Source organism: Amycolatopsis sp. NPDC052450, assembly GCF_044547565.1.
Taxonomy (GTDB): Bacteria; Actinomycetota; Actinomycetes; order Mycobacteriales; family Pseudonocardiaceae; genus Amycolatopsis.
In genome coordinates this window covers 151,776-169,987 of record NZ_JBIUAQ010000001.1, presented here as the reverse complement: position 1 = coordinate 169,987, position 18,212 = coordinate 151,776, and the positions used below count along the sequence as shown (strand labels likewise).

General features: G+C 68.4%; 18 protein-coding genes. 12 read left to right on the top strand and 6 right to left on the bottom strand.

What is annotated here, in order from left to right; all coding sequences use genetic code 11:
- Window positions 1-15: 15 nt before the first annotated feature.
- Complete coding sequence (locus ACIHAO_RS00880) at window positions 16-1,302, top strand: adenylosuccinate synthase (RefSeq protein ID WP_396554137.1); 1,287 nt, start codon at window positions 16-18, stop codon at window positions 1,300-1,302.
- Window positions 1,303-1,371: 69 nt separating this feature from the next.
- Here ACIHAO_RS00880 and ACIHAO_RS00875 read toward each other — a convergent pair whose 3' ends face one another.
- A complete protein-coding gene (locus ACIHAO_RS00875) occupies window positions 1,372-1,866 on the bottom strand; it encodes an OsmC family protein (RefSeq protein WP_125790956.1) in 495 nt (164 codons plus the stop codon).
- A gap of 122 nt (window positions 1,867-1,988) precedes the next feature.
- On the opposite strand from ACIHAO_RS00875, the gene ACIHAO_RS00870 reads away from it, so the two are divergent.
- On the top strand, window positions 1,989-2,924 hold the full coding sequence (locus tag ACIHAO_RS00870) for an LLM class F420-dependent oxidoreductase (RefSeq protein WP_396554136.1): 936 nt from the start codon (window positions 1,989-1,991) through the stop codon (window positions 2,922-2,924).
- 140 nt (window positions 2,925-3,064) lie between these two features.
- Entirely contained in the window at window positions 3,065-4,288 is a 1,224-nt protein-coding gene (locus ACIHAO_RS00865) for an MFS transporter (protein ID WP_396554135.1), read from the top strand.
- Here ACIHAO_RS00865 and ACIHAO_RS00860 read toward each other — a convergent pair.
- Together ACIHAO_RS00860 and ACIHAO_RS00855 are read right to left on the bottom strand one after the other, a co-directional pair.
- Entirely contained in the window at window positions 4,272-5,807 is a 1,536-nt protein-coding gene (locus ACIHAO_RS00860) for an amino acid permease (protein WP_396554134.1), read from the bottom strand. The two genes, ACIHAO_RS00865 and ACIHAO_RS00860, sit on opposite strands and share 17 nt — an antisense overlap.
- Before the next feature lie 223 nt (window positions 5,808-6,030).
- On the bottom strand, window positions 6,031-7,149 hold the full coding sequence (locus tag ACIHAO_RS00855) for a glycerophosphodiester phosphodiesterase (RefSeq protein ID WP_396554133.1): 1,119 nt from the start codon (window positions 7,147-7,149) through the stop codon (window positions 6,031-6,033).
- 317 nt (window positions 7,150-7,466) lie between these two features.
- Between ACIHAO_RS00855 and purD the strand changes: the two genes are divergently transcribed.
- The 9 genes from purD to ACIHAO_RS00810 all read left to right on the top strand — a co-directional run bounded on the left by purD (window position 7,467) and on the right by ACIHAO_RS00810 (window position 15,619).
- Window positions 7,467-8,729: a phosphoribosylamine--glycine ligase gene (purD, locus tag ACIHAO_RS00850; protein ID WP_396554132.1), complete on the top strand. Its 1,263-nt coding sequence runs from the start codon at window positions 7,467-7,469 to the stop codon at window positions 8,727-8,729.
- Window positions 8,730-8,865: 136 nt separating this feature from the next.
- Window positions 8,866-9,252, top strand: coding sequence for a PE domain-containing protein (locus ACIHAO_RS00845; protein WP_125784839.1), 387 nt, complete (start codon window positions 8,866-8,868; stop codon window positions 9,250-9,252).
- A complete protein-coding gene (locus tag ACIHAO_RS00840; protein ID WP_396554131.1) occupies window positions 9,203-9,844 on the top strand; it encodes a DUF3558 domain-containing protein in 642 nt (213 codons plus the stop codon). The genes ACIHAO_RS00845 and ACIHAO_RS00840 overlap by 50 nt, the downstream gene beginning before the upstream one ends.
- A 10-nt stretch (window positions 9,845-9,854) precedes the next feature.
- Window positions 9,855-11,510: a hypothetical protein gene (locus ACIHAO_RS00835; RefSeq protein WP_396554130.1), complete on the top strand. Its 1,656-nt coding sequence runs from the start codon at window positions 9,855-9,857 to the stop codon at window positions 11,508-11,510.
- A 4-nt stretch (window positions 11,511-11,514) separates the two neighbouring features.
- Window positions 11,515-12,285: an ESX secretion-associated protein EspG gene (locus ACIHAO_RS00830; RefSeq protein ID WP_396554129.1), complete on the top strand. Its 771-nt coding sequence runs from the start codon at window positions 11,515-11,517 to the stop codon at window positions 12,283-12,285.
- A 166-nt stretch (window positions 12,286-12,451) separates the two neighbouring features.
- Entirely contained in the window at window positions 12,452-12,769 is a 318-nt protein-coding gene (locus ACIHAO_RS00825; protein WP_396554128.1) for a hypothetical protein, read from the top strand.
- A 45-nt stretch (window positions 12,770-12,814) separates the two neighbouring features.
- Complete coding sequence (locus ACIHAO_RS00820) at window positions 12,815-13,933, top strand: transglycosylase SLT domain-containing protein (protein ID WP_396554127.1); 1,119 nt, start codon at window positions 12,815-12,817, stop codon at window positions 13,931-13,933.
- A 227-nt stretch (window positions 13,934-14,160) separates the two neighbouring features.
- Window positions 14,161-15,348: a pyridoxal phosphate-dependent aminotransferase gene (locus ACIHAO_RS00815; RefSeq protein WP_396554126.1), complete on the top strand. Its 1,188-nt coding sequence runs from the start codon at window positions 14,161-14,163 to the stop codon at window positions 15,346-15,348.
- Between the two features lie 85 nt (window positions 15,349-15,433).
- Entirely contained in the window at window positions 15,434-15,619 is a 186-nt protein-coding gene (locus ACIHAO_RS00810) for a hypothetical protein (RefSeq protein ID WP_007032516.1), read from the top strand.
- Here the strand turns inward: ACIHAO_RS00810 and ACIHAO_RS00805 are convergent.
- The 3 genes from ACIHAO_RS00805 to ACIHAO_RS00795 form a co-directional block, all read right to left on the bottom strand.
- Window positions 15,616-16,443: an SAM-dependent methyltransferase gene (locus ACIHAO_RS00805; RefSeq protein WP_396554125.1), complete on the bottom strand. Its 828-nt coding sequence runs from the start codon at window positions 16,441-16,443 to the stop codon at window positions 15,616-15,618. The two genes, ACIHAO_RS00810 and ACIHAO_RS00805, sit on opposite strands and share 4 nt — an antisense overlap.
- Window positions 16,444-16,535: 92 nt before the next feature.
- Entirely contained in the window at window positions 16,536-17,126 is a 591-nt protein-coding gene (locus ACIHAO_RS00800; RefSeq protein WP_396554124.1) for an HAD family hydrolase, read from the bottom strand.
- Window positions 17,127-17,128: 2 nt separating this feature from the next.
- Window positions 17,129-18,157, bottom strand: a complete 1,029-nt coding sequence (locus ACIHAO_RS00795) for a threonine aldolase family protein (protein ID WP_396554123.1) — start codon at window positions 18,155-18,157, stop codon at window positions 17,129-17,131.
- Window positions 18,158-18,212: the final 55 nt, after the last annotated feature.

The window sequence follows — 18,212 nt, the reverse complement described above, 5'->3', positions numbered from 1 at the left end:
CACCTGGAGTGTCACATGCCGGCCATCGTGCTGATCGGGGCCCAATGGGGGGACGAGGGCAAGGGCAAGGCCACCGACCTGCTCGGCGACCGCGTCCAGTGGATCGTGCGTTACCAAGGCGGTAACAACGCGGGCCACACCGTAGTCCTTCCCGACGGGCAGAACTTCGCCCTCCACCTCATCCCGTCCGGGATCCTCACGCCGGGCGTCACCAACGTCATCGGCAACGGCGTCGTCATCGACCCTGGCGTGCTGCTCGACGAACTCGCCGGGCTCGAGGAACGCGACGTCGACACCAGCAAACTGCTGATCTCCGCCGACGCGCACTTGATCATGCCGTACCACGTGGAGATCGATAAGGTCACCGAGCGTTACCTCGGCAGCCGCAAGATCGGCACCACCGGCCGCGGCATCGGCCCCTGCTACCAGGACAAGATCGCCCGCGTCGGCGTCCGCGTGCAGGACCTGCTCGACGAAAAGATCTTCCGGCAGAAGGTCGAGTCGGCACTGGAGTTCAAGAACCAGGTGCTGGTCAAGGTCTACAACCGCAAGGCACTGGACGCGAACCAGGTCGCCGACGAGGTGCTGGCCGCGGGCGAGAAGTTCGCGCACCGCATCGCCGACACGCGCCTCCAGCTCAACCAGGCCCTCGAACGCGGCGAGACCGTGCTGCTCGAAGGCTCGCAGGGCACCCTGCTCGACGTCGACCACGGCACCTACCCGTTCGTGACGTCGTCGAACCCGACCTCCGGCGGCGCGAGCGCCGGTTCGGGCATCGGACCCGGCAAGATCGACACCGTGCTGGGCATCCTCAAGGCCTACACCACACGCGTCGGCTCCGGCCCGTTCCCGACCGAGCTGGACGACGAGTCCGGCGAGTACCTGCGCAAACAGGGCGGCGAGTTCGGCGTCACCACCGGCCGCTCCCGGCGCACCGGCTGGTTCGACGCCGTCATCGCGCGCTACGCGGTGCGGGTCAACGGCATCACCGACTACTTCCTCACCAAACTGGACGTGCTGTCCGGGCTGGAGAAGGTGCCGGTGTGCGTCGGCTACGAGGTCGACGGCTTCCGTACCTACGACATGCCGATGACACAGACCGACGTGCACCACGCGCTGCCGATCTACGAAGAGCTGCCTGGCTGGTTCGAGGACATCTCGGGCTGCCGCACCTTCGAAGAGCTGCCGGCCAACGCGCGGGCCTACGTCGAGCGGCTCGAAGAGCTCTCGGGCGCGCGCGTCTCGGCGATCGGCGTCGGCCCCGGCCGGGAGCAGACGATCGTGCGCCACGAGTTCGTCTGACCCCCTAAAGCGCGCTATGAAAGGCCCCTTCATTGCAAATTTCGCAATGAAGGGGCCTTTCATGGCGTCTCAGGCGAGTGAGGTCTTCACCGGCGTCGGGTTCCGGAACAGGTCCAGCACCGGGCAGTGCTCGTCCACCTGCCGCTTCAGGTCCTCGTAAGCCTCCGCGCCCGCAGGCCCGCTCAGCTCCACCGAAACGCGCACATCGCCGAAGCCGGGGCGAGTCTCCGAGAACCCGAAGAACCCGTGCAGGTCGATGTCGCCGTCCACGGTCACCTGAACGCCTTCGAGCGGCACACCGAGCTTCGCCGCCCAGAACTGGTACGTGATCACCTGGCACGAGCCCAACGCGGCGAGCGCGTATTCGACCGGGTTCGCCGCGGTGTCGGTGCCGCCGAGCGCGGCGGGTTCGTCGACGGCGAACGAGTGGTCCCGCACTCGCACGTCCACCCGCGTCGCGGTTCCGGGGTTCAGCGCGTTGGCGACGCTGAACGAGACGGCGGCGTTGCGCGGGTCGGCGTCGACGGCGGTCTTGGTTCCTTCGATGACATCGGTCAGCGACATCGGGTCTCTCCAGGATCGAGGTGTCGGACGCCGCCCAGGGTGCGGCAACCCGCGCGACCGCGCTCGTGATCTCATCTGGTGAACGGCGAAATATCCTTTGGACGGCGCGGTTGGCGTTGAACATGACCATCGGAGTGGCACTCCCGTCCGGGGACACCGCGGACGCCGTCAACATCGTCGATGAACTCGTCACGCAGACCCGGCAGGCCGCCGACGCGGGCCTGACGTCCGTCTGGTTCTCCCAGCAGATGGAGCACGACGCGATCACCGTCGCCGCCCTCGCCGGCCGCGCGGTCCCGGGAATCACCGTCGGGACCGGCGTCGTCCCGATCTACCCGCGACATCCGTTGCTGATCACCGGTCTCGCGCAGACGGCGCAGGCCGCCACCGGAGGCCGGTTCGTCCTCGGCCTCGGAACCGGCGCGAAGAACTGGCTCGAACCGGCGTACGGCATCGAGTACCCGTCGCCGATCAAGCACCTTCGCGAGTACCTGACGATCCTCCGTCAGGTGTTCGACGGCGGCGAAGTCGACTTCCAAGGTGAGACTGTTCGAGCGCACGCCAAGGGCTTCGCGGCTTCGCTTTCTGTCGCCGGGGCTTCGGACATCCCGGTGATCATCGCCGCGATGGGACGCCAGGCGCTGCGCGTCACCGGCGAACTCGCCGACGGCACGATCCCGTTCCTCGCCGGGCCCAAGGCCCTTTCCGAGGTGATCGTCCCGGAGATCACCAAGGCCGCCGCCGGCCGTCCGGCGCCGCGGATCATCGCGATGGCCCCGGTCGTCGTGACCGACGATCCCGACGCCGTCCGCGCCCAGGTCGACCGGCAGTACGCGTTCTTCCGCGACATCCCGTCCTACCGCGCGATCTTCGACGCCCAGGGCGTGGATTCCGCCGGTGAGCTGGTGATCGCCGGGAACGAGGAGACCGTCGCGGCCGAGATCCGGCGGTACTTCGACGCCGGGGCGACCGAGGTGGTCGCGACGCAGAGCGGCATTCGGAACAGCGAAGAGCGGCTTCGCACTTGGAGCGTCCTCGGAGACCTCGTCAAGCGCTGACCCCCATGTCAGGAAAGGGTCGTTCAGGACATTTTTCGTCCTGAACGACCCTTTCCTGACATCCAGGGTCCCCGTGGCCTTGCTCACAGCGTTCGGATTGTGCATACTCGTGCGCATTGCGAACACAGCTGGAGGTCCCCATGTCCACTGCCGCGGCCCGTTCGTGGGTGGTTCCACTCGCCTGGACGGCGGTACTGCTCGACGGATTCGACCTGGTCGTCCTGGGCACGGTGCTGCCCGCGCTGCTCCGTGACCACGTCTGGGGGCTGACGCCGGGCACGGCGTCGGTGATCTCGACGTTCGGCCTGATCGGCATGATGATCGGCGCGATGGCGATCGGCACGATCACCGACGTCATCGGCCGCCGCAAGGCGCTGATCATCGCGGTCACCGCCTTCTCGGTGTGCACCGCGCTCTGTGCGATCGCGCCTTCCGCGTTCTTCTTCGGGCTGTTCCGGTTCCTCGCCGGGCTCGGTCTCGGCGGTTGCCTCCCGACGGCGATCGCGCTGGTCACCGAGTACGCCCGCAAGGGGAAGGGCAGCAGCGCGACCACCACGGTGATGACGGGCTACCACGTCGGCGCGGTGCTCACCGCCCTGCTCGGCATCTGGCTGATCCAGCCGCTCGGCTGGCGCGCGATGTTCGTCGCGGGCGCGCTGCCCGCGCTCGTGCTGGTACCGCTGATGATCAAGTACCTGCCCGAGTCCGAATCCTTCGAGCGGGTGCGGGACACGCAGGAGAAGTCGGCGACACAAGTTGTCGGCGGGCTGTTCCGCGGCGGGCTCCTGCGCGCCACCATCGCGTTCTGGGTGACGTCGTTCATGGGGCTGCTGCTGGTCTACGGGCTCAACACCTGGCTGCCGGAGATCATGCGCCAGGCCGGGTACCCGCTGGGCGCGGCGCTCGGGCTGCTGCTCACGCTGAACCTGGGCGGCGTCGTCGGCCTGCTCGTCGCGGGCCGGGTGGCGGACAAGGTCGGCGTGCGACCGGCGGTGATCTTCTGGTTCCTCGGCGCGGCGCTGTTCCTGGCTCTGCTGAGCGTGAAACTGCCCGCGGTCGGTCTGTACGTGGCCGTGTTCCTCACCGGCGGTTTCGTGTTCAGCGCGCAGGTGCTCGTCTACGCCTACATCGGCAAGACGTACCCGGATTGGCAACGCGCCACCGGAATCGGCTGGGCGGCGGGTGTCGGCCGGGTCGGCGCGATCAGCGGCCCGATCCTCGGCGGCGCGCTACTGACCGCCGGAATCGCGTACCCGTGGGGTTTCTACGCCTTCGCCGCAGTCGGGGCGTTGGGAGCGGCCGCGGTGACCGGAGTCCGCGCCGGCCGCTCCCGGGAGGCCACCGCCGCTACCCCAGCTCCTTGAGTTCCCTTTCCACGGCGGCGAGTTCCGCCTCGGAACCCTGCACCTTCGGGCCCGTGAACCACTTGCGGGCCGAGACGAACCACCACGCCGCCGCACCACCGAGTACGACGAGGAAGGCGATAGGCGTGTAGTTGAAACTGTCGATGGTGATCGGTGACCCCTGCGGGAGCATGAACAGCACGAAGATGAAGCACACCCAGACGGTCGCGATGGTCCCGATGAGCTTGCCCCAGCGGCCGAGGTTCCACGGTCCGGGTTCGAAGTCGTCGCCCTTGCGCACCCGCAGGAACACCGGGATCACGTAGGCCACGTAAAGGCCGACGACGGCGATCGAGGTCACCGCCGCGTAGGCGGTTTGGCTCCACAGATACGGCAGGGCGAGCAGGAGCGCGCCGCCCGCGGCCAGCCACACCGCGTTGGTCGGTGTCTGGGTGCGCTTGTTGATGCGGTGCCAAAACTTTGAACCCGGGATCGCGCCGTCACGGGCGAAGGCGTAGATCATCCGCGAGTTCGCGGTCACCGACGCCATCCCGCAGAACAGCTGCGCGCCGATACAGATCAGCAAGAGGAACTTGCCGGTCGTCGCGCCGGTCGCGTCGATGAAGATCTGCGCGGGCGGCACCCCGGTCGCGGAGCCGACGGCGCCGTCGTAGTCCTGGATGGCGAACGTGAGGCCGATCAGCAGGACCCAGCCGGCGACCAGTGAGACGAGGATCGAGTTGATGATGCCGCGCGGCCCGGCTTTCGCCGCGTTCTTGGTCTCCTCGGTCATATGTGCCGAGGCGTCGTAGCCGGTCAACGTGTACTGCGCGACGAGGAGCCCCAGTAAGAAGACGTAGACCGGTGAAGCCCAGCCGGTCTTGTTCACGAACTCGCCGAAGACGAAGGACGCGTCCTGGTGCTTCTCGGGAACGACGATCAGCACCCCGACGATCACCAGCACGCCCACCAGATGCCACCACACACTGATGCTGTTCAGCAGTGCCACGATCTTGACGCCGAAGGTGTTCAGCAGCCCGTGGACCACGAGGATGATCCCCAGCAGCAGGATCGTGTTGCCCGGCGTCGCCTCGAAGCCGAACTGCAGGTCGAGGAAGGCGTTGAGGAACAGCGCGGCGCCGAAGTCGATCCCCGCGGTGACGGCGATCTGCCCGATGAGGTTGAACCAGCCGGTGAACCACGACCACGCCGCGCCGTTGCTCGGCGCGAGCTTCGCGGCCCAGTAGTAGAGGCCGCCCGCGGTCGGATAGCTGGAACAGACCTCCGCCATGCCCAGCCCGACGAGGATGACGAACAGGCCGACCAGCGGCCAGCCCCAGATCATCGCGGCGGGCCCGCCGGTCTTCATGCCGAACCCGTAGAGGGTCAGGCAGCCGGACAGGATCGAGATGATCGTGAAGGAGACGGCGAAGTTCGAGAAGGTCGACATCGTGCGCCGGAGTTCCTGCGCGTAGCCGAGCTGGTGGAGCCGGGCACTGTCTTCGTCGGCGGGTTCGACCTGCTTGTCTGAGACATCCATCGGGCACCCACTTAAAAGGTATGCGGACAGACCATTGAGATCCGCCGAAATTAGGCCCGCCGACCTGCGGATGTCAAGGTCCCGTCAAGAAACCCGTCCCCAGATGTCAGGAAAGGGTCGTTCAGGACAGATTTTGTCCTGAACGACCCTTTCCTGACATTCACCGTGCTTGAAGTACAGGAAGGGGGCGTTCCTGTACTTGGACCTCAGCTGCCGTAGAGGCTCAACGCCCCCGGAAAGCCTTCACAGCCTCCAGCGCCGTGTCCGGGTGGTCGGCGAAGTAGCCGTCGACGCCCGCCTTGAGGAACGCCTCCTGCTCGGCGAACGCGCTGCCGTACTCGGCGGGGTTCGCCGACGAGCGCAGGTTCTGCGGGAGGAAGTTGTTCTCGTTGCGGAACGTGTAGGGCCCGACCTTCAGCCCGGCCTGGTGCGCGTCGGCGACCAGCTTGGTCGGCTGTCCCAGCGCGCCGTTCACGACCGGGATGACCTGCGCCTTTTCCGGGCCCAGGTAGTCGGCGTACTTCGAGATCTCCTTCAGGCCCGCAGGCGTGACGAGGTCGGCGTACGTCCGCGGGTCGCCCTTCGCGACGAAGTCGGCCGGAGCGCCGGTCGCGGAGGTCAGCTGCAGCAGCGGCACCCGCACCTGGCGCGAAAGCGCGATCAGGTTCGACACCTCGAACGACTGGATGATCACCGGCGCCTTCGGGTGGTTGAGCCCGTTGCGCTTGATCAGGTCGACGAGCTTCGGCTCGGTCGGGTTCTTGATCGACGAGAAGTACGTCGAGTGCTTGATCTCCGGGTACGTCCCCAGCTCACGGCGCAGTTCGCGGCCCAGCCGGCGCGTCAGGTCGAGCACCTCCTGGTAGGTGGCGATCTGGTAGCGGCCGTCGTAGATCCGGTTGTTCGGGCGCAGCTGCGGGATCCGCTCGGTGGCACGCAGGGTCTTCAGCTCGGCGAGGGTGAAGTCCTCGGTGAACCAGCCGGTGAACGACGTGCCGTCGATGACCTTCGTCGTCTTCCGGTTCGCGAACTCGGGGTGCTTCGCGACGTCGGTGGTCCCGCCGATCTCGTTCTCGTGCCGGGCGACCAGCTGGCCGTCCTTGGTGGGCACGAGGTCGACGTCGACCCAGTCGACGCCCTGGCGGTAGGCGAGCTCATACGAGGCGAGCGTGTGCTCCGGGCGGTAGCCGGGGGCGCCGCGGTGTCCGACGATCACCGGCCCATCGTGGCCCTTCGCCAGCGCCGACACATCTTGGGCGCTCGGCTCGGCGGCGCCTGCCAGCCCTGTGACGCTGAGTACGGCGAGTCCGGACAGGGCGAGCACGCCCAGGCGCTTTCGCATGGTGGTTGACCTCTTTCGCTTGAACTCGGGGTACCGCGCAACCCTTGACGCAGGAGGCGTCCGGTCGGCGAAGACGGACCGGCGGAGCGCTGACCGCCGGGTGAACGCCGGATGGAACCACCCGCTCGAGGACGGCGACGTGTTCGGGCTGTGTCGATCGGTGAACCCGCGACCGCGATCGTGTCGCCGGGGCGGGTCGTGTTTTCGCAGGTCAGACGTCATGGCGCCCCGCCGCCACGATGGCGGGGCCTCCGGCCGGGGCGGGTTTCACGTGGCTCCGCCAACAGGTCGTCTCCGGCCCGGTTACCCTGTGCGTCGTGCGCGTACTGGTAATCGGGTCCGGCGCCCGTGAGCATGCACTCGTCCTCGCGGTCGCGGAAGACCCTTCCGTCACCGCACTGGCTTGTGCCCCGGGCAACGCCGGCACCTCTTCGGTGGCCGAGCAGCTCGGCGTGGACGCGGCCGATCCCGAATCGGTCGCCGCCCTCGCCAAGCAATGGCAGGCGGACCTGGTGGTGGTCGGCCCCGAGGTCCCGCTGGTGGCGGGTGTCGCCGACGCGGTCCGGAAGGCGGGCATCGCCTGCTTCGGCCCGTCCGCGTCCGCGGCCAGGATCGAGGGCTCGAAGGCGTTCGCGAAGGACGTCATGGCGGCCGCGAAGGTGCCGACGGCGCACTGTGAGGTCGTCGACAACCCGGCCCGCCTCGACGCCGCGCTCGGCCGTTTCGGCCCCACTTGGGTGGTCAAGGACGACGGCCTCGCCGCGGGCAAGGGTGTCGTGGTCACCACGGACGTCGATGTCGCGCGCAAGCACGCCCTGATGCTGCTCGACGGCGGACACCCCGTGCTCCTCGAGTCCTTCCTCGACGGCCCGGAGGCCTCTCTCTTCTGCTTCGTCGACGGCCGCACGGTCGTCCCGATGCTGCCCGCGCAGGACTTCAAGCGCGTCGGCGACGGCGACGCGGGCCCGAACACCGGCGGCATGGGGGCGTACGCGCCGTTGCCGTGGGCGCCGAAGGACCTGGTCGACGACGTCGTCGAGCGGATCGTCCAGCCCGTGGTCGACGAACTCGACAACCGCGGCGCCACCTTCTCCGGCCTGCTCTACGCCGGTCTCGCGCTGACTTCCGAGGGCCCGCAGGTCATCGAGTTCAACTGCCGGTTCGGCGACCCGGAGACCCAGGTCGTCCTGGCGCTGCTGCGCAGCCCGCTCGGCGAGGTCCTGCACGCGACGGCGACCGGCAAGCTCGCGAAACTGCCGCCGCTGGACTGGGATTCCGGCGCGGCGGTCACCGTCGTGCTGGCCGCGGACGGTTACCCCGGCAAGCCGAGGACCGGCGACGTCATCACCGGCGGTGAGCTCGAAGGCGTGCTCCACGCCGGCACCCGCCGCCGCGACGACGGCGCCGTGGTCTCCTCCGGCGGCCGTGTGCTGTCGGTCGTCGGCACCGGCAAGAACCTGAAGGCCGCCCGCAAGGACGCCTACGCGACGGTCGAGAAGGTCCATCTGGCCGGCTCGCATCACCGCACCGACATCGCCCTCCTCGCGGCCAAGGGAGAGATCGCCACCCCGGTCTCGTGAATTCCCGGCGGAACCGTCGCGGTTCCGGGTGCGTCTAACCCGGTATTTCCTGCAAAGCTTAGGCAACCGATACATCCGCGTTGGTAGCCTCAAGCAGGACGAACGGTCACCGTGCGCAGTGTCCAAGGGGTGGGGAATGGCAGTATCGGACAAGGTCCAGGACCTCACGTCGGCGGTCCCGACGCCACCGTCGGTGGCCGACATCAGAGTCGACCCGTCGAAGCTGCTCGAAGTGGCGAAGATCGTCGAAGAGCAGATCGACGCGTTGCAGGACAAGCTCATGACGCGGCTCGACCAGCTGCGCATCGACACCCCGGCCAACGACACCGTGAGCACGCAGGCGACCGGTGTCTGGAACGAACTCGTCGCCGACGGCGACCAGTCGTACGCCGCGCAGGTCCGGGCTTACGTGGCCGGTCTGCGGAGCCTGGTCAACCAGCTCCGCACGGCGGCCAAGGAGTACAAGACCAGTGATGCGGACAAGGCCGCCGCGTTCGGGGACCGTGGTGTTCACCGGGCGTAGGCCCCGTGTGCTGGTGTCCGGCGGAGTGCTCACCCTCGCGCTGGCCGGATGCACCACGGACACGGGCGGGCAGGCGTTCCCCGACGAGCCCGCGCTGGCTTCGGTCACGCAGGGCGCCAAGGCGTCCGCGCTGCCTGCCAGGCCCGCCGAGTTGAGCCTGCAGGGCGTCGATCCGTGTGCGCTGCTCACCGATCCCCAGCTCGATCAGCTCAAGATCAACAGCAAACCGCGCGCGGCCGCGGAACCGATCGACGGTCCCACCTGTGTCCTCGACGCGGACGACGCGCAGCCCTTCCACAGCTACTACGTCCGCACGATCACCGCGGACGTCGAAGAGTGGTTCACCGGCAAGCGCCGCAAGAACAGCATGACCACGGAACCGACGGCGGTCGGCGGGTTCCCCGCCATCAAGAACCACCGTGACGGCGGGACGCCGGGTGACTGCGAAACGCTCGTCGGTGTCGCTCGAGGACAGACGCTGGCGGTGCGGGCAGTGGCCGTCACCGCCGGCGGGTTCACCATGCCGCAGCTGTGCGAAATGTCCGCGCAGGCGGCCGATTCGGCTTTGCAGACCTTGAAAGCACGCAACTAGGGAGGGCGGCGTGAACGTTTCCGACCTCGCGGGCAGGCTCCGCGATCTTCGGTTCGACGGCTACACCGACACCGGGATCGCGACCGAGATCGAACGCTTCCGCAGCGGTGACGGCACCGGCAGCATCGGCATCGCCGTCGACGCGCTGAAGGCCGTGGCGGGCGCGCTCGCCGACACCGACAAGACACTGCGCGACGAGCTGGGCAAGCTCGGCGTGGAATGGCAGAGCGAGGCGGGTGGCGCCGCCGGTCAGGTGTTCACCGAGCAGGCCGGCTTCTCCCAGGACGCGAACTCGAAGGTCTCTCACTCCGCGGAGATGATCTTCGCTCAGGGCGAGGCCTTCAACCGGACGCTGCACAAGCTCCCGGATCCGGAAGTGGTCCGGAAGGGCGCCGGCGGGATGACCATCGGCGACGTCGTGCTGAGCCTCATCGGGTTCGAGACCGACCACGCCAAGAGCGTCAGCGCCGCGAACAACGCGCGGGCGCAGGCGCAGGAGGCGTTGAACGACTACGCCAAGACGAGCGGCGAGAACCTGCTGTCGACCGACACCTTGGCCGACCCGCAGGCGATGAACCTCGCCCAGACCACCACCGCCGCCGGAGTGGGCGGCGGTTCCGGCGCGCTCGACCTCGCGGGCACGGCCACCGAGCTCACTCCGGACGGCAGTGTGCGGCCCGCGTCGGCCGCCGTCGAGTCGAAGTACGTGCCGCCGGTCGTGCAGCCCGTCAGCAATCCGAAGGCGCCGTCCTACGATGCCCCGACCCCGGCCTACGGCGTCGCGATGGGCGGCGGTGTGGCCCGCAAGACCGGTGCGTCGGCGCCCCATTCCAGTGTCACCGCTCCGGCGGCCGCGGCTCCGACCACGCCGTCCGGCACCTCGAGGCCGGTACCCGCGCCGGGCAGTGGCTGGGTGACGCCGAACCGGCCCGCCCCGCAGCCGGAACAGGGCAGGCCGTCGTACCCGGTCACCGGCTCGCCCGCCACGCCGCCGTTCATCCCGCCGGGTGCGCCGAACAGCCCGAGCGTCCCGCCGGGCCCGTCCACCGGCAGCGTGCCGCCGAACAGCACCACGTCGGCGCAGCCCGCCGTCAAGTCGTTCGGCACCGGACCCGGTATCGACAGCGCTCTCGGCAAGGGCCCCGGCTCCAGCTCCGGCCCCGGTGTCTTCGGCAACGTCGGCGGTGGCGCCGGTGGTGACCAGGCGCTTGGCAAGGGCCGCTCGGTCGGCGCCGGACCGCAGACGCCGTTGGCCCCCGGCAACGAATCCGGCCGCGGCTTCCCCGCCGTCCCGAAGATCACCGGCCCGGCGTCCGGCGACCTCGGTGCGGGCGCCGCCGCGCTCGGCGCCGGTGTCGCGGGTGGCGCGCTGAGCGGTGACAAGGAACGCGACCGCCGTCCCCGTCAGGAAGGCGGCGGGAAGCCGACCCGTCAGCTGCCGATCGGCGAGCTTCCCGAAGAAGAGGCCATGAAGCGTTCGGAGAAGATCGGCGCGAAACAGCCGAAGCCGGAGTCGAAGTTCATGGAGCGTGCGGCCACTCAGGACGTCGAAGACGATGCGGAGCACATCAGGCGTTACGGCGTCGACGACAAGGACCTGTTCACGGACGAGCGCATGGTGTCGCCCGACGTGATCGGTGACCACGGCAACCGCGAAGCGCGCTGAACCTGTGCCGAACGACAACGGCAGCCTGGTGCTGTCCGCACTCGAGTTCGAAATGCTCTGGGAAGCCGAACGGCTGCCCCGTCGCCATGTCGCACTCGACGTGCCGAGCCCCGGAACGACCCACACGGAGCGGGCGGCACTGATCGAAGATGCCTGGGAATCCCTGCGCGCGCGAGGTCTCGCGCGGGGACACCAGGCGTCGGGCGAACTGGTCGACATGCTGAACCTGTTCGCGCACCCGCGGGTCGCGATCGACGTCTGGGTGTGGACCGACCGCGAGATCAAGGGCCAGGCGGTCAGCGTCGGCAACCAGGCGTTGCTCGGCGTGATCGACTCCGGCCAGGTGTGGCTGATCCCCGCCAGGGAGAGCTCCCTCGCCGAGGCCGCCGTCTCGGTCGCGGGCGATCTCGGTCCCGGCGTCGGCCAGTCGGTCAGCATCCCGCACGACATCCTCCGCGACGCCGACGCCGCCGCCCGCGGCGACGCGAAAGCCATGGTCACCGCCTTGGAAGACCTGGACGTGCCACTGTGGCAGGCCCAAGAGGTGGCGGGCATGCTGCTCGGCCAGGAGGCGCGTGGCCAGTTCGGCGTCGAACGCGCGGGCCGCGACGGCCGCCCCCGCCGCGCGGAAAGCGTGGTCGCCTTCTACGACACGGACGCGGGGCGGTACCTGTTCCAGCTCGCGCGGAACCGGGACGGCCGGGATTGGGCGACCATCACCCCGGCGGACAACCAGCTGCTGGCGACGCGGATCCGGGAAGTCGCCGATTTCTGACTTGCCCGATTCGACTGTTCACGAAGTCGAAATCGGCGGGGTGGAAGTTGGCGTGGATACGCACACGGCCCACTGCCGAGGTCTTAAAGTATGCGCGGGAACCGTCCTGATCGGCAGCGCGTCTGATCGGACGGATACGAGTTTTCCGTGAAGGGGATGACGAACCGTGCCTGTGTACGACCCGGAGTCGATGGGGATCGCCGCCGGTCAGGTGGAAAGGCTCAAGGACGAGTTCGAAAAGTCCAAGAAGCACGTCACCGGCGTCGACGACGAAAAGGAAAGCCCGTTCGGGACGATGGGCGGTTCGGGTGACGTCCACGGCGCCGTTGGCTCCTTCAAGGACGGCGTGCACAACGAGTTCGATTCCGCCGGAAAGCTGATGGAGGCCACCGCCTTCGTGCTGCGGAAGGCCGCCGGCTTGATCCAGGAGACCGAAGCCGTGCACGTGGACAATCTGAAGCTGCACGAGCACGGCAAGCAGTGAGCACACGAAAGCCGGCCCCGGCGGGCCTGATTTCTAGGGGGCGTTGTGGGCGATATTGACTTCCCACCGAACTGGTCACAGGTCACGGACAAGGCCAAACAAGTCGAGGGCATCAAGCCGGAAGCCATTCAGAAGGCCGCGGATCAGTTCCACACCGCCGCGTCGCAGGCAGGCGACCACAGTGCCTCGCTGAAGTCGTCGACCGACGCGTTGAACGGCGGCGTCTGGAAAGGCCCCGCCGCCGACGCCTTCTTCGATTACGTCAAACAGATCACCTCCGCGGGTGACCGGGTCAAGGGGCACCTGGAGGAGATCAGCAAGGACCTCGGCGAACTCCAAGTCCAGCTGAGCGACATCAAAGGCAAGATCGACGACGCCGCCAAGACGGCGCAGAAGACCATCCAGACGTGCATCGACACGGAGACGCCGAAGGTCGCGGCGGCTCGTAAGCAAGCGGCCGACGCGGCGGATCCGGACAAGAAGATCCAGCCGCCGAACCCGACCGCGGAACAGATCATCATCGCGGCCAATGCCGCCAACCAGAAGACCGCCAGTTCGGCCGCCGAAAGCATCACCGGGCTGCTGACCCAGGCGGACGGGTTGATCAGCAAGTCGCAGCAACTGATGAAGAAGGACATCGAGGGCGGTGGCTACGCCGCGGTCCCGATGCCCGGCAAGGACGGCAGCGTCCCCAAGCGCACTGGCGGTCTCCACACCGGAGGCGGTGGCGGCGGTGGAGGAGGCGGCGGTGGCGGTGGGGGCGGCGGCCTCGGCCCCAGCGGCGGTCCGCCGTCGACGACGCCGCCGGGCAACGTCCAGCAGTGGATCCAGGAGGCCATCAAGATCCTGCAGGCCGCCGGGATCCCGGTGACCGAGGCGGACATCCAGAAGATCTGGACGATCATCGAGAAGGAGTCCGGCGGTAACCCCAACGCCATCAACAACTGGGACTCCAACGCGGCGAAGGGCACGCCGTCGAAGGGTTTGATGCAGTGCATCGACCCGACCTTCAACGCGCACAAGCTTCCCGGGCACGACGACATCTACAACCCGGTGGACAACATCATCGCGGGCGTCCGGTACACGTTCTCGCGGTACGGCGGCTTCGAAGGGCACCCGGGGCTGAAGTCCATGGCCGGTGGCGGCGGTTACCAGGGCTACTAGCGGCGTCGTGAGTGGCGGCTGCGGGTTGGTGCCAGGCCCGGTCCGTGAAGGCCTCCTTGAGGGACCCAGAGTCCCTCAAGGAGGCCTTCACGGACTCGATAATCGCCACGTTCGCCCCAGGAACACCAGCAGTCACAGCGGCTGCGCGTGAAGGCCCCTTCATGGGTTAGAACCCGAATCGCCACTCACGACCACCGGTACCGACCACCACGAGTTAGCCTCACCCCATGTCTTTCCCTGGTCCCGCAACACGTTCCGACGTCCCGCCGTTCCACGTCATGGACGTCCTTTCGGCCGCGCAGGCCCGGCAGCGCAGCCACGGCGACCTGGTCCCGCTGCTCGCGGGGCAACCGTCCGCGCCGGCGCCGCGTCCCGTGCTCGAGGCCGCGCAGCGGGCGCTGAAGGACCACACCCTCGGCTACACCGAGCAACTCGGCGTCCCGGAACTGCGCGAGGCCGTCGCGGCGCACTACAACCGCACGTACCCGGTCGACGTGAGCCCGCAGGACGTCATCGTCACGACCGGGTCCTCCGGCGGCTTCCTGCTCTCGTTCCTCAGCGCCTTCGAGGCCGGTGACCGGGTCGCGATGGCGCGCCCCGGCTACCCGGCCTACCGCAACCTGCTGAAGGTGCTCGGTTGCGAGGTCGTCGAGTTCGCCACCGGGGCGGGGACGAACTTCCAGCCGACCGTCGCGTTGCTCGACGAACTGGGGCCGATCAAGGGGCTGATCGTGGCCAGTCCGAGCAACCCCACCGGCACCGTCCTGCCGCCGGGTGAACTGGCCGCGATCAGCGGCTGGTGCGCGTCACGCGGCGTGCAGTTGATCAGCGACGAGATCTACCACGGGATCTCCTACGGCGCCGGGCTCGATTGTGCCTGGCAGTACGGCGACGAAGCGCTCGTCCTGGGTTCGTTCTCCAAGTATTTCGCCATGACGGGCTGGCGGCTCGGCTGGATGCTCGCGCCTCAGCGGCTGCATCGCGCGATCGACGTCCTGACCGGCAACTTCACCATCTGCCCGCCCGCGGTCTCCCAGCACGCCGCGATCGCCGCGTTCACTCCGGAGGGGTACGCGGAGGCCGATGGTCATGTCGAGCGCTACCGGGCCAACCGCGACGTGCTCTTCAGCGGTCTCAAGGGCATCGGCATCGACAAGCTCGCGCCGGCCGAAGGTGCCTTCTACGCGTACGCCGACGTCTCCGCTTACACGAACGACAGTCTCAGTTGGTGCCAGCGGCTCCTCGCCGAGACCGGTGTCGCGATCGCGCCCGGTATCGACTTCGACCCCGTCGACGGTGGCCGGTTCGTGCGGTTCTCCTTCGCGGGCTCGCGCGAGGACATCGACGAGGGCGTCCGCAGGCTGGGCGACTGGCTCACGGCTCAGGGGGAACCCGGAGTTCTCCCTGAACGTTAGCCGGAAAGAAGGCGCTCACGACTCCCGCCTGACAACCTGGACTCACCGGGCCCGCTCGGGCACGGTGAGGCAATCGGAGGATGCCATGTTCTGGAAGATCGTCGGCGGGCTGATTCTGGCTTGGGTGGCCTTCATGGTGCTCGGTTCCGTGCTCGGGTTCCTCGTGAAGGCCGTCTTTTGGATCGCCGTCATCGGCGGCGCGGTCTTCCTCGGCACGGCCGCGTACGGCGCCATCAAGGGCAAGGGCACCCCGAAGCAGCTTCGCCGCTAAGGCTTACGCGCCACCCCGCCGAGCGACGTGAAGTTCACGGGCGAAGGCGGGGTGAAGCGCGGGCCGTCCGGCCACCACAGGTGCGGGTACGTCAGCCCGGGCTCCATGAGGTCGACTCCCTCGAAGAAGGACTCGATCTCCTCGCGCGTCCGGTACAGCGTGTCCAGCCCGGTGCCGTTGAAGCGTTTTTCGAGTGACGTCGCGATGTCGGCGGCTTCGGTGCCGTCGGCGGGATTGTGCTGGTGCAGCAGTGCGACGAACGAGCCTGGGGCCAGCGCGTCGACGTAGGCGCGGACGATCTTTTGCGCCTCGTCGAGGTCCTGGATGTGGTGGACGATCGCGCACAGGATCAGCCCGACCGGCCGGTCGAACTCCAGCCGGTGGGTGCGCGCCAGCTCCTCGATGACCTCGTCCGGTTTGGTGAGGTCGGCGGCCGCCATATGCGCGAAGTCGTTCGCCGCGAGCATCGCGCGGCCGTGTGCCTGGACCACCGGATCGTGGTCGACGTAGACGACCCGTGCCTCGGGGTTGTACCGCTGCGCGACCTGATGCGTGTTGTCCGAGGTCGGGAAGCCGGAGCCGAGGTCCAGGAACTGGTCGATGCCTTCCCGGTCGGTCAGGTAGCGCACCGTCCGGACCAGCCAGTGCCGGACCTCCTTGGCCATGGTCCCGGCATCCGGCGCGAGTTCCAGGATCTGGCGCAGGACCACCCGGTCGGCCTCGTAGTTGTCCTGGCCGCCCATGAGCGCGTCGAAGACCCGCGCGATGCTCGGCCGGTCGAAATCGACGGGCACGAGCGGCCGCCGGCCGTCTGGACCAGGCATGGGCACCTACCGTGGGAAATCTCGGTTCGGGACGAGAATCAGCTTAAGTCATCCGGTTCACCGCGCGTAAGCGGATGAGCGGCGAGGGTGAATTATTCCTCCGAAGAGCCGAAAGCAGATCTCGCTGTTGTCACGCCGACCCAGCGTTCCGCCTTCATCCCGACCGCCCGTGCACCGTCCACATTGGACTGTCGATCGTCGAAGAACAGGCAGTCGGCCGGTTCGGCGCCGAGTTCGGCGAGCAGGATCCGGTAGATCTTCGCGTCGGGCTTCATACAGCCCAGGTCACCGGAGAAAAGCTTTACGCGGAACAGGTTCGCCCATTCCTGCTCGCGCACCCAGCGGCCGAAGGTCGACGAAGCGTTCGAGAGCAGCGCGAGCGCCGCGCCCGCTTCGTGCAGCCCTTCAAGCAGATCGAGGACGTCCGGTTCGACATGTGTCCAGCCGGTGACGTCGATGCTGGTCAGCTCGTCGGCGAAGGCCTTGTCGACCGGGAAATCCAGCGCGCGGCCGACACTCTGCCAGTACTCGAGATCCGACCCGCCGGAGTCGTACCGGACCCGTTCGGCCCAGTAGTGCGGTTCGAAGTCGGCGACTTCGCGGTCGAAGGCCTTGGCCAGGGTGGGCAGCGCGTCGGTGTGCGCGCTGATGACGTCGCCGTAGTCGAAGACGATCCAGTTCACGTTCAGCCCCCGGTCTTGATGCGTTGAAGGGTTTCTTCGATGTCGGCCGCCGAGAGGTCCCGGTGCGCCACGAAACGGATCCTGCCCGAACTGGGCAGCGTCCGGATGCCGAGCCCGGCCAGCCACGCCAGCCGTCCTTCGAGGTCGGGCGCGGTGACCTGCACGATGTTGGTGTCGGGAGTGTTGACCTCCCAGCCGTGCTCGGCGAGCCCGGTCGCGAGCCGTGTGGCGTTCTCGTGGGTCTCGGCAAGGTCGCCGACGCGGTCCAGCGCGACCATGCAGGCCGCGGCCAGCACACCGCCTTGACGGATCCCGCCGCCGAGCATCTGACGCATCCGCCGCGCCTTCTCGACGAACTCCCGGCTGCCGGCCACCACCGAGCCGACGGGTGCGCCGAGCCCCTTGGAGAAGCAGGCGGAAACGGTGTCGACGCCGACCGTGAGCGCCGCGGGCGGGACCTCCAGCGCGACGGCGGCGTGCCAGAGGCGGGCGCCGTCGAGGTGCACGGTCAGCCCGGCCTCCTTCGCCACCGCGACCAGTCGCGCGTGCTCGTCGGGCGGGGTGACGGCGCCGCCCGCGGAGTTGTGCGTGTTCTCCAGGCACAGCAGCGGGGTGTGCAGCGCGTAGTACGGCCCGCGCGGGTTGCCGATCGCGGCCGAAAGCGATTCGGGCGTCGGCCGTCCCGGTCCGGCGTCGTGCTCCAGCGGCTCCGGCATGCCACCCGCGAGCCAGGCGGCGGAACCGAGTTCGTCGGTGATCACGTGTGCGCCGCGCGGCGCGAGGAACCGGTCGCCACGCTGGAGATGGATGCTCAACGCGATCAGGTTCGCCATGGTCCCGCTCGGCGTCCAGAGCGCCGCGGGCATGCCGAGCAGTTTCGCGGCGCGCTGTTCCAGCGCGCCGACGGTCGGATCGCCGTCGAGGACGTTGTCGCCGACCTCGGCATCCGCCATCGCCTGGCGCATGACGTCGTCCGGCCGGGTCACGGTGTCGGAGCGGAAATCGATCAACGGGAGGGGGCGCGAGGTCACGGTACGATCACATCACATCGTCGGGCCCGCCCTGAATCTCCTCCCCGGCTGGTCC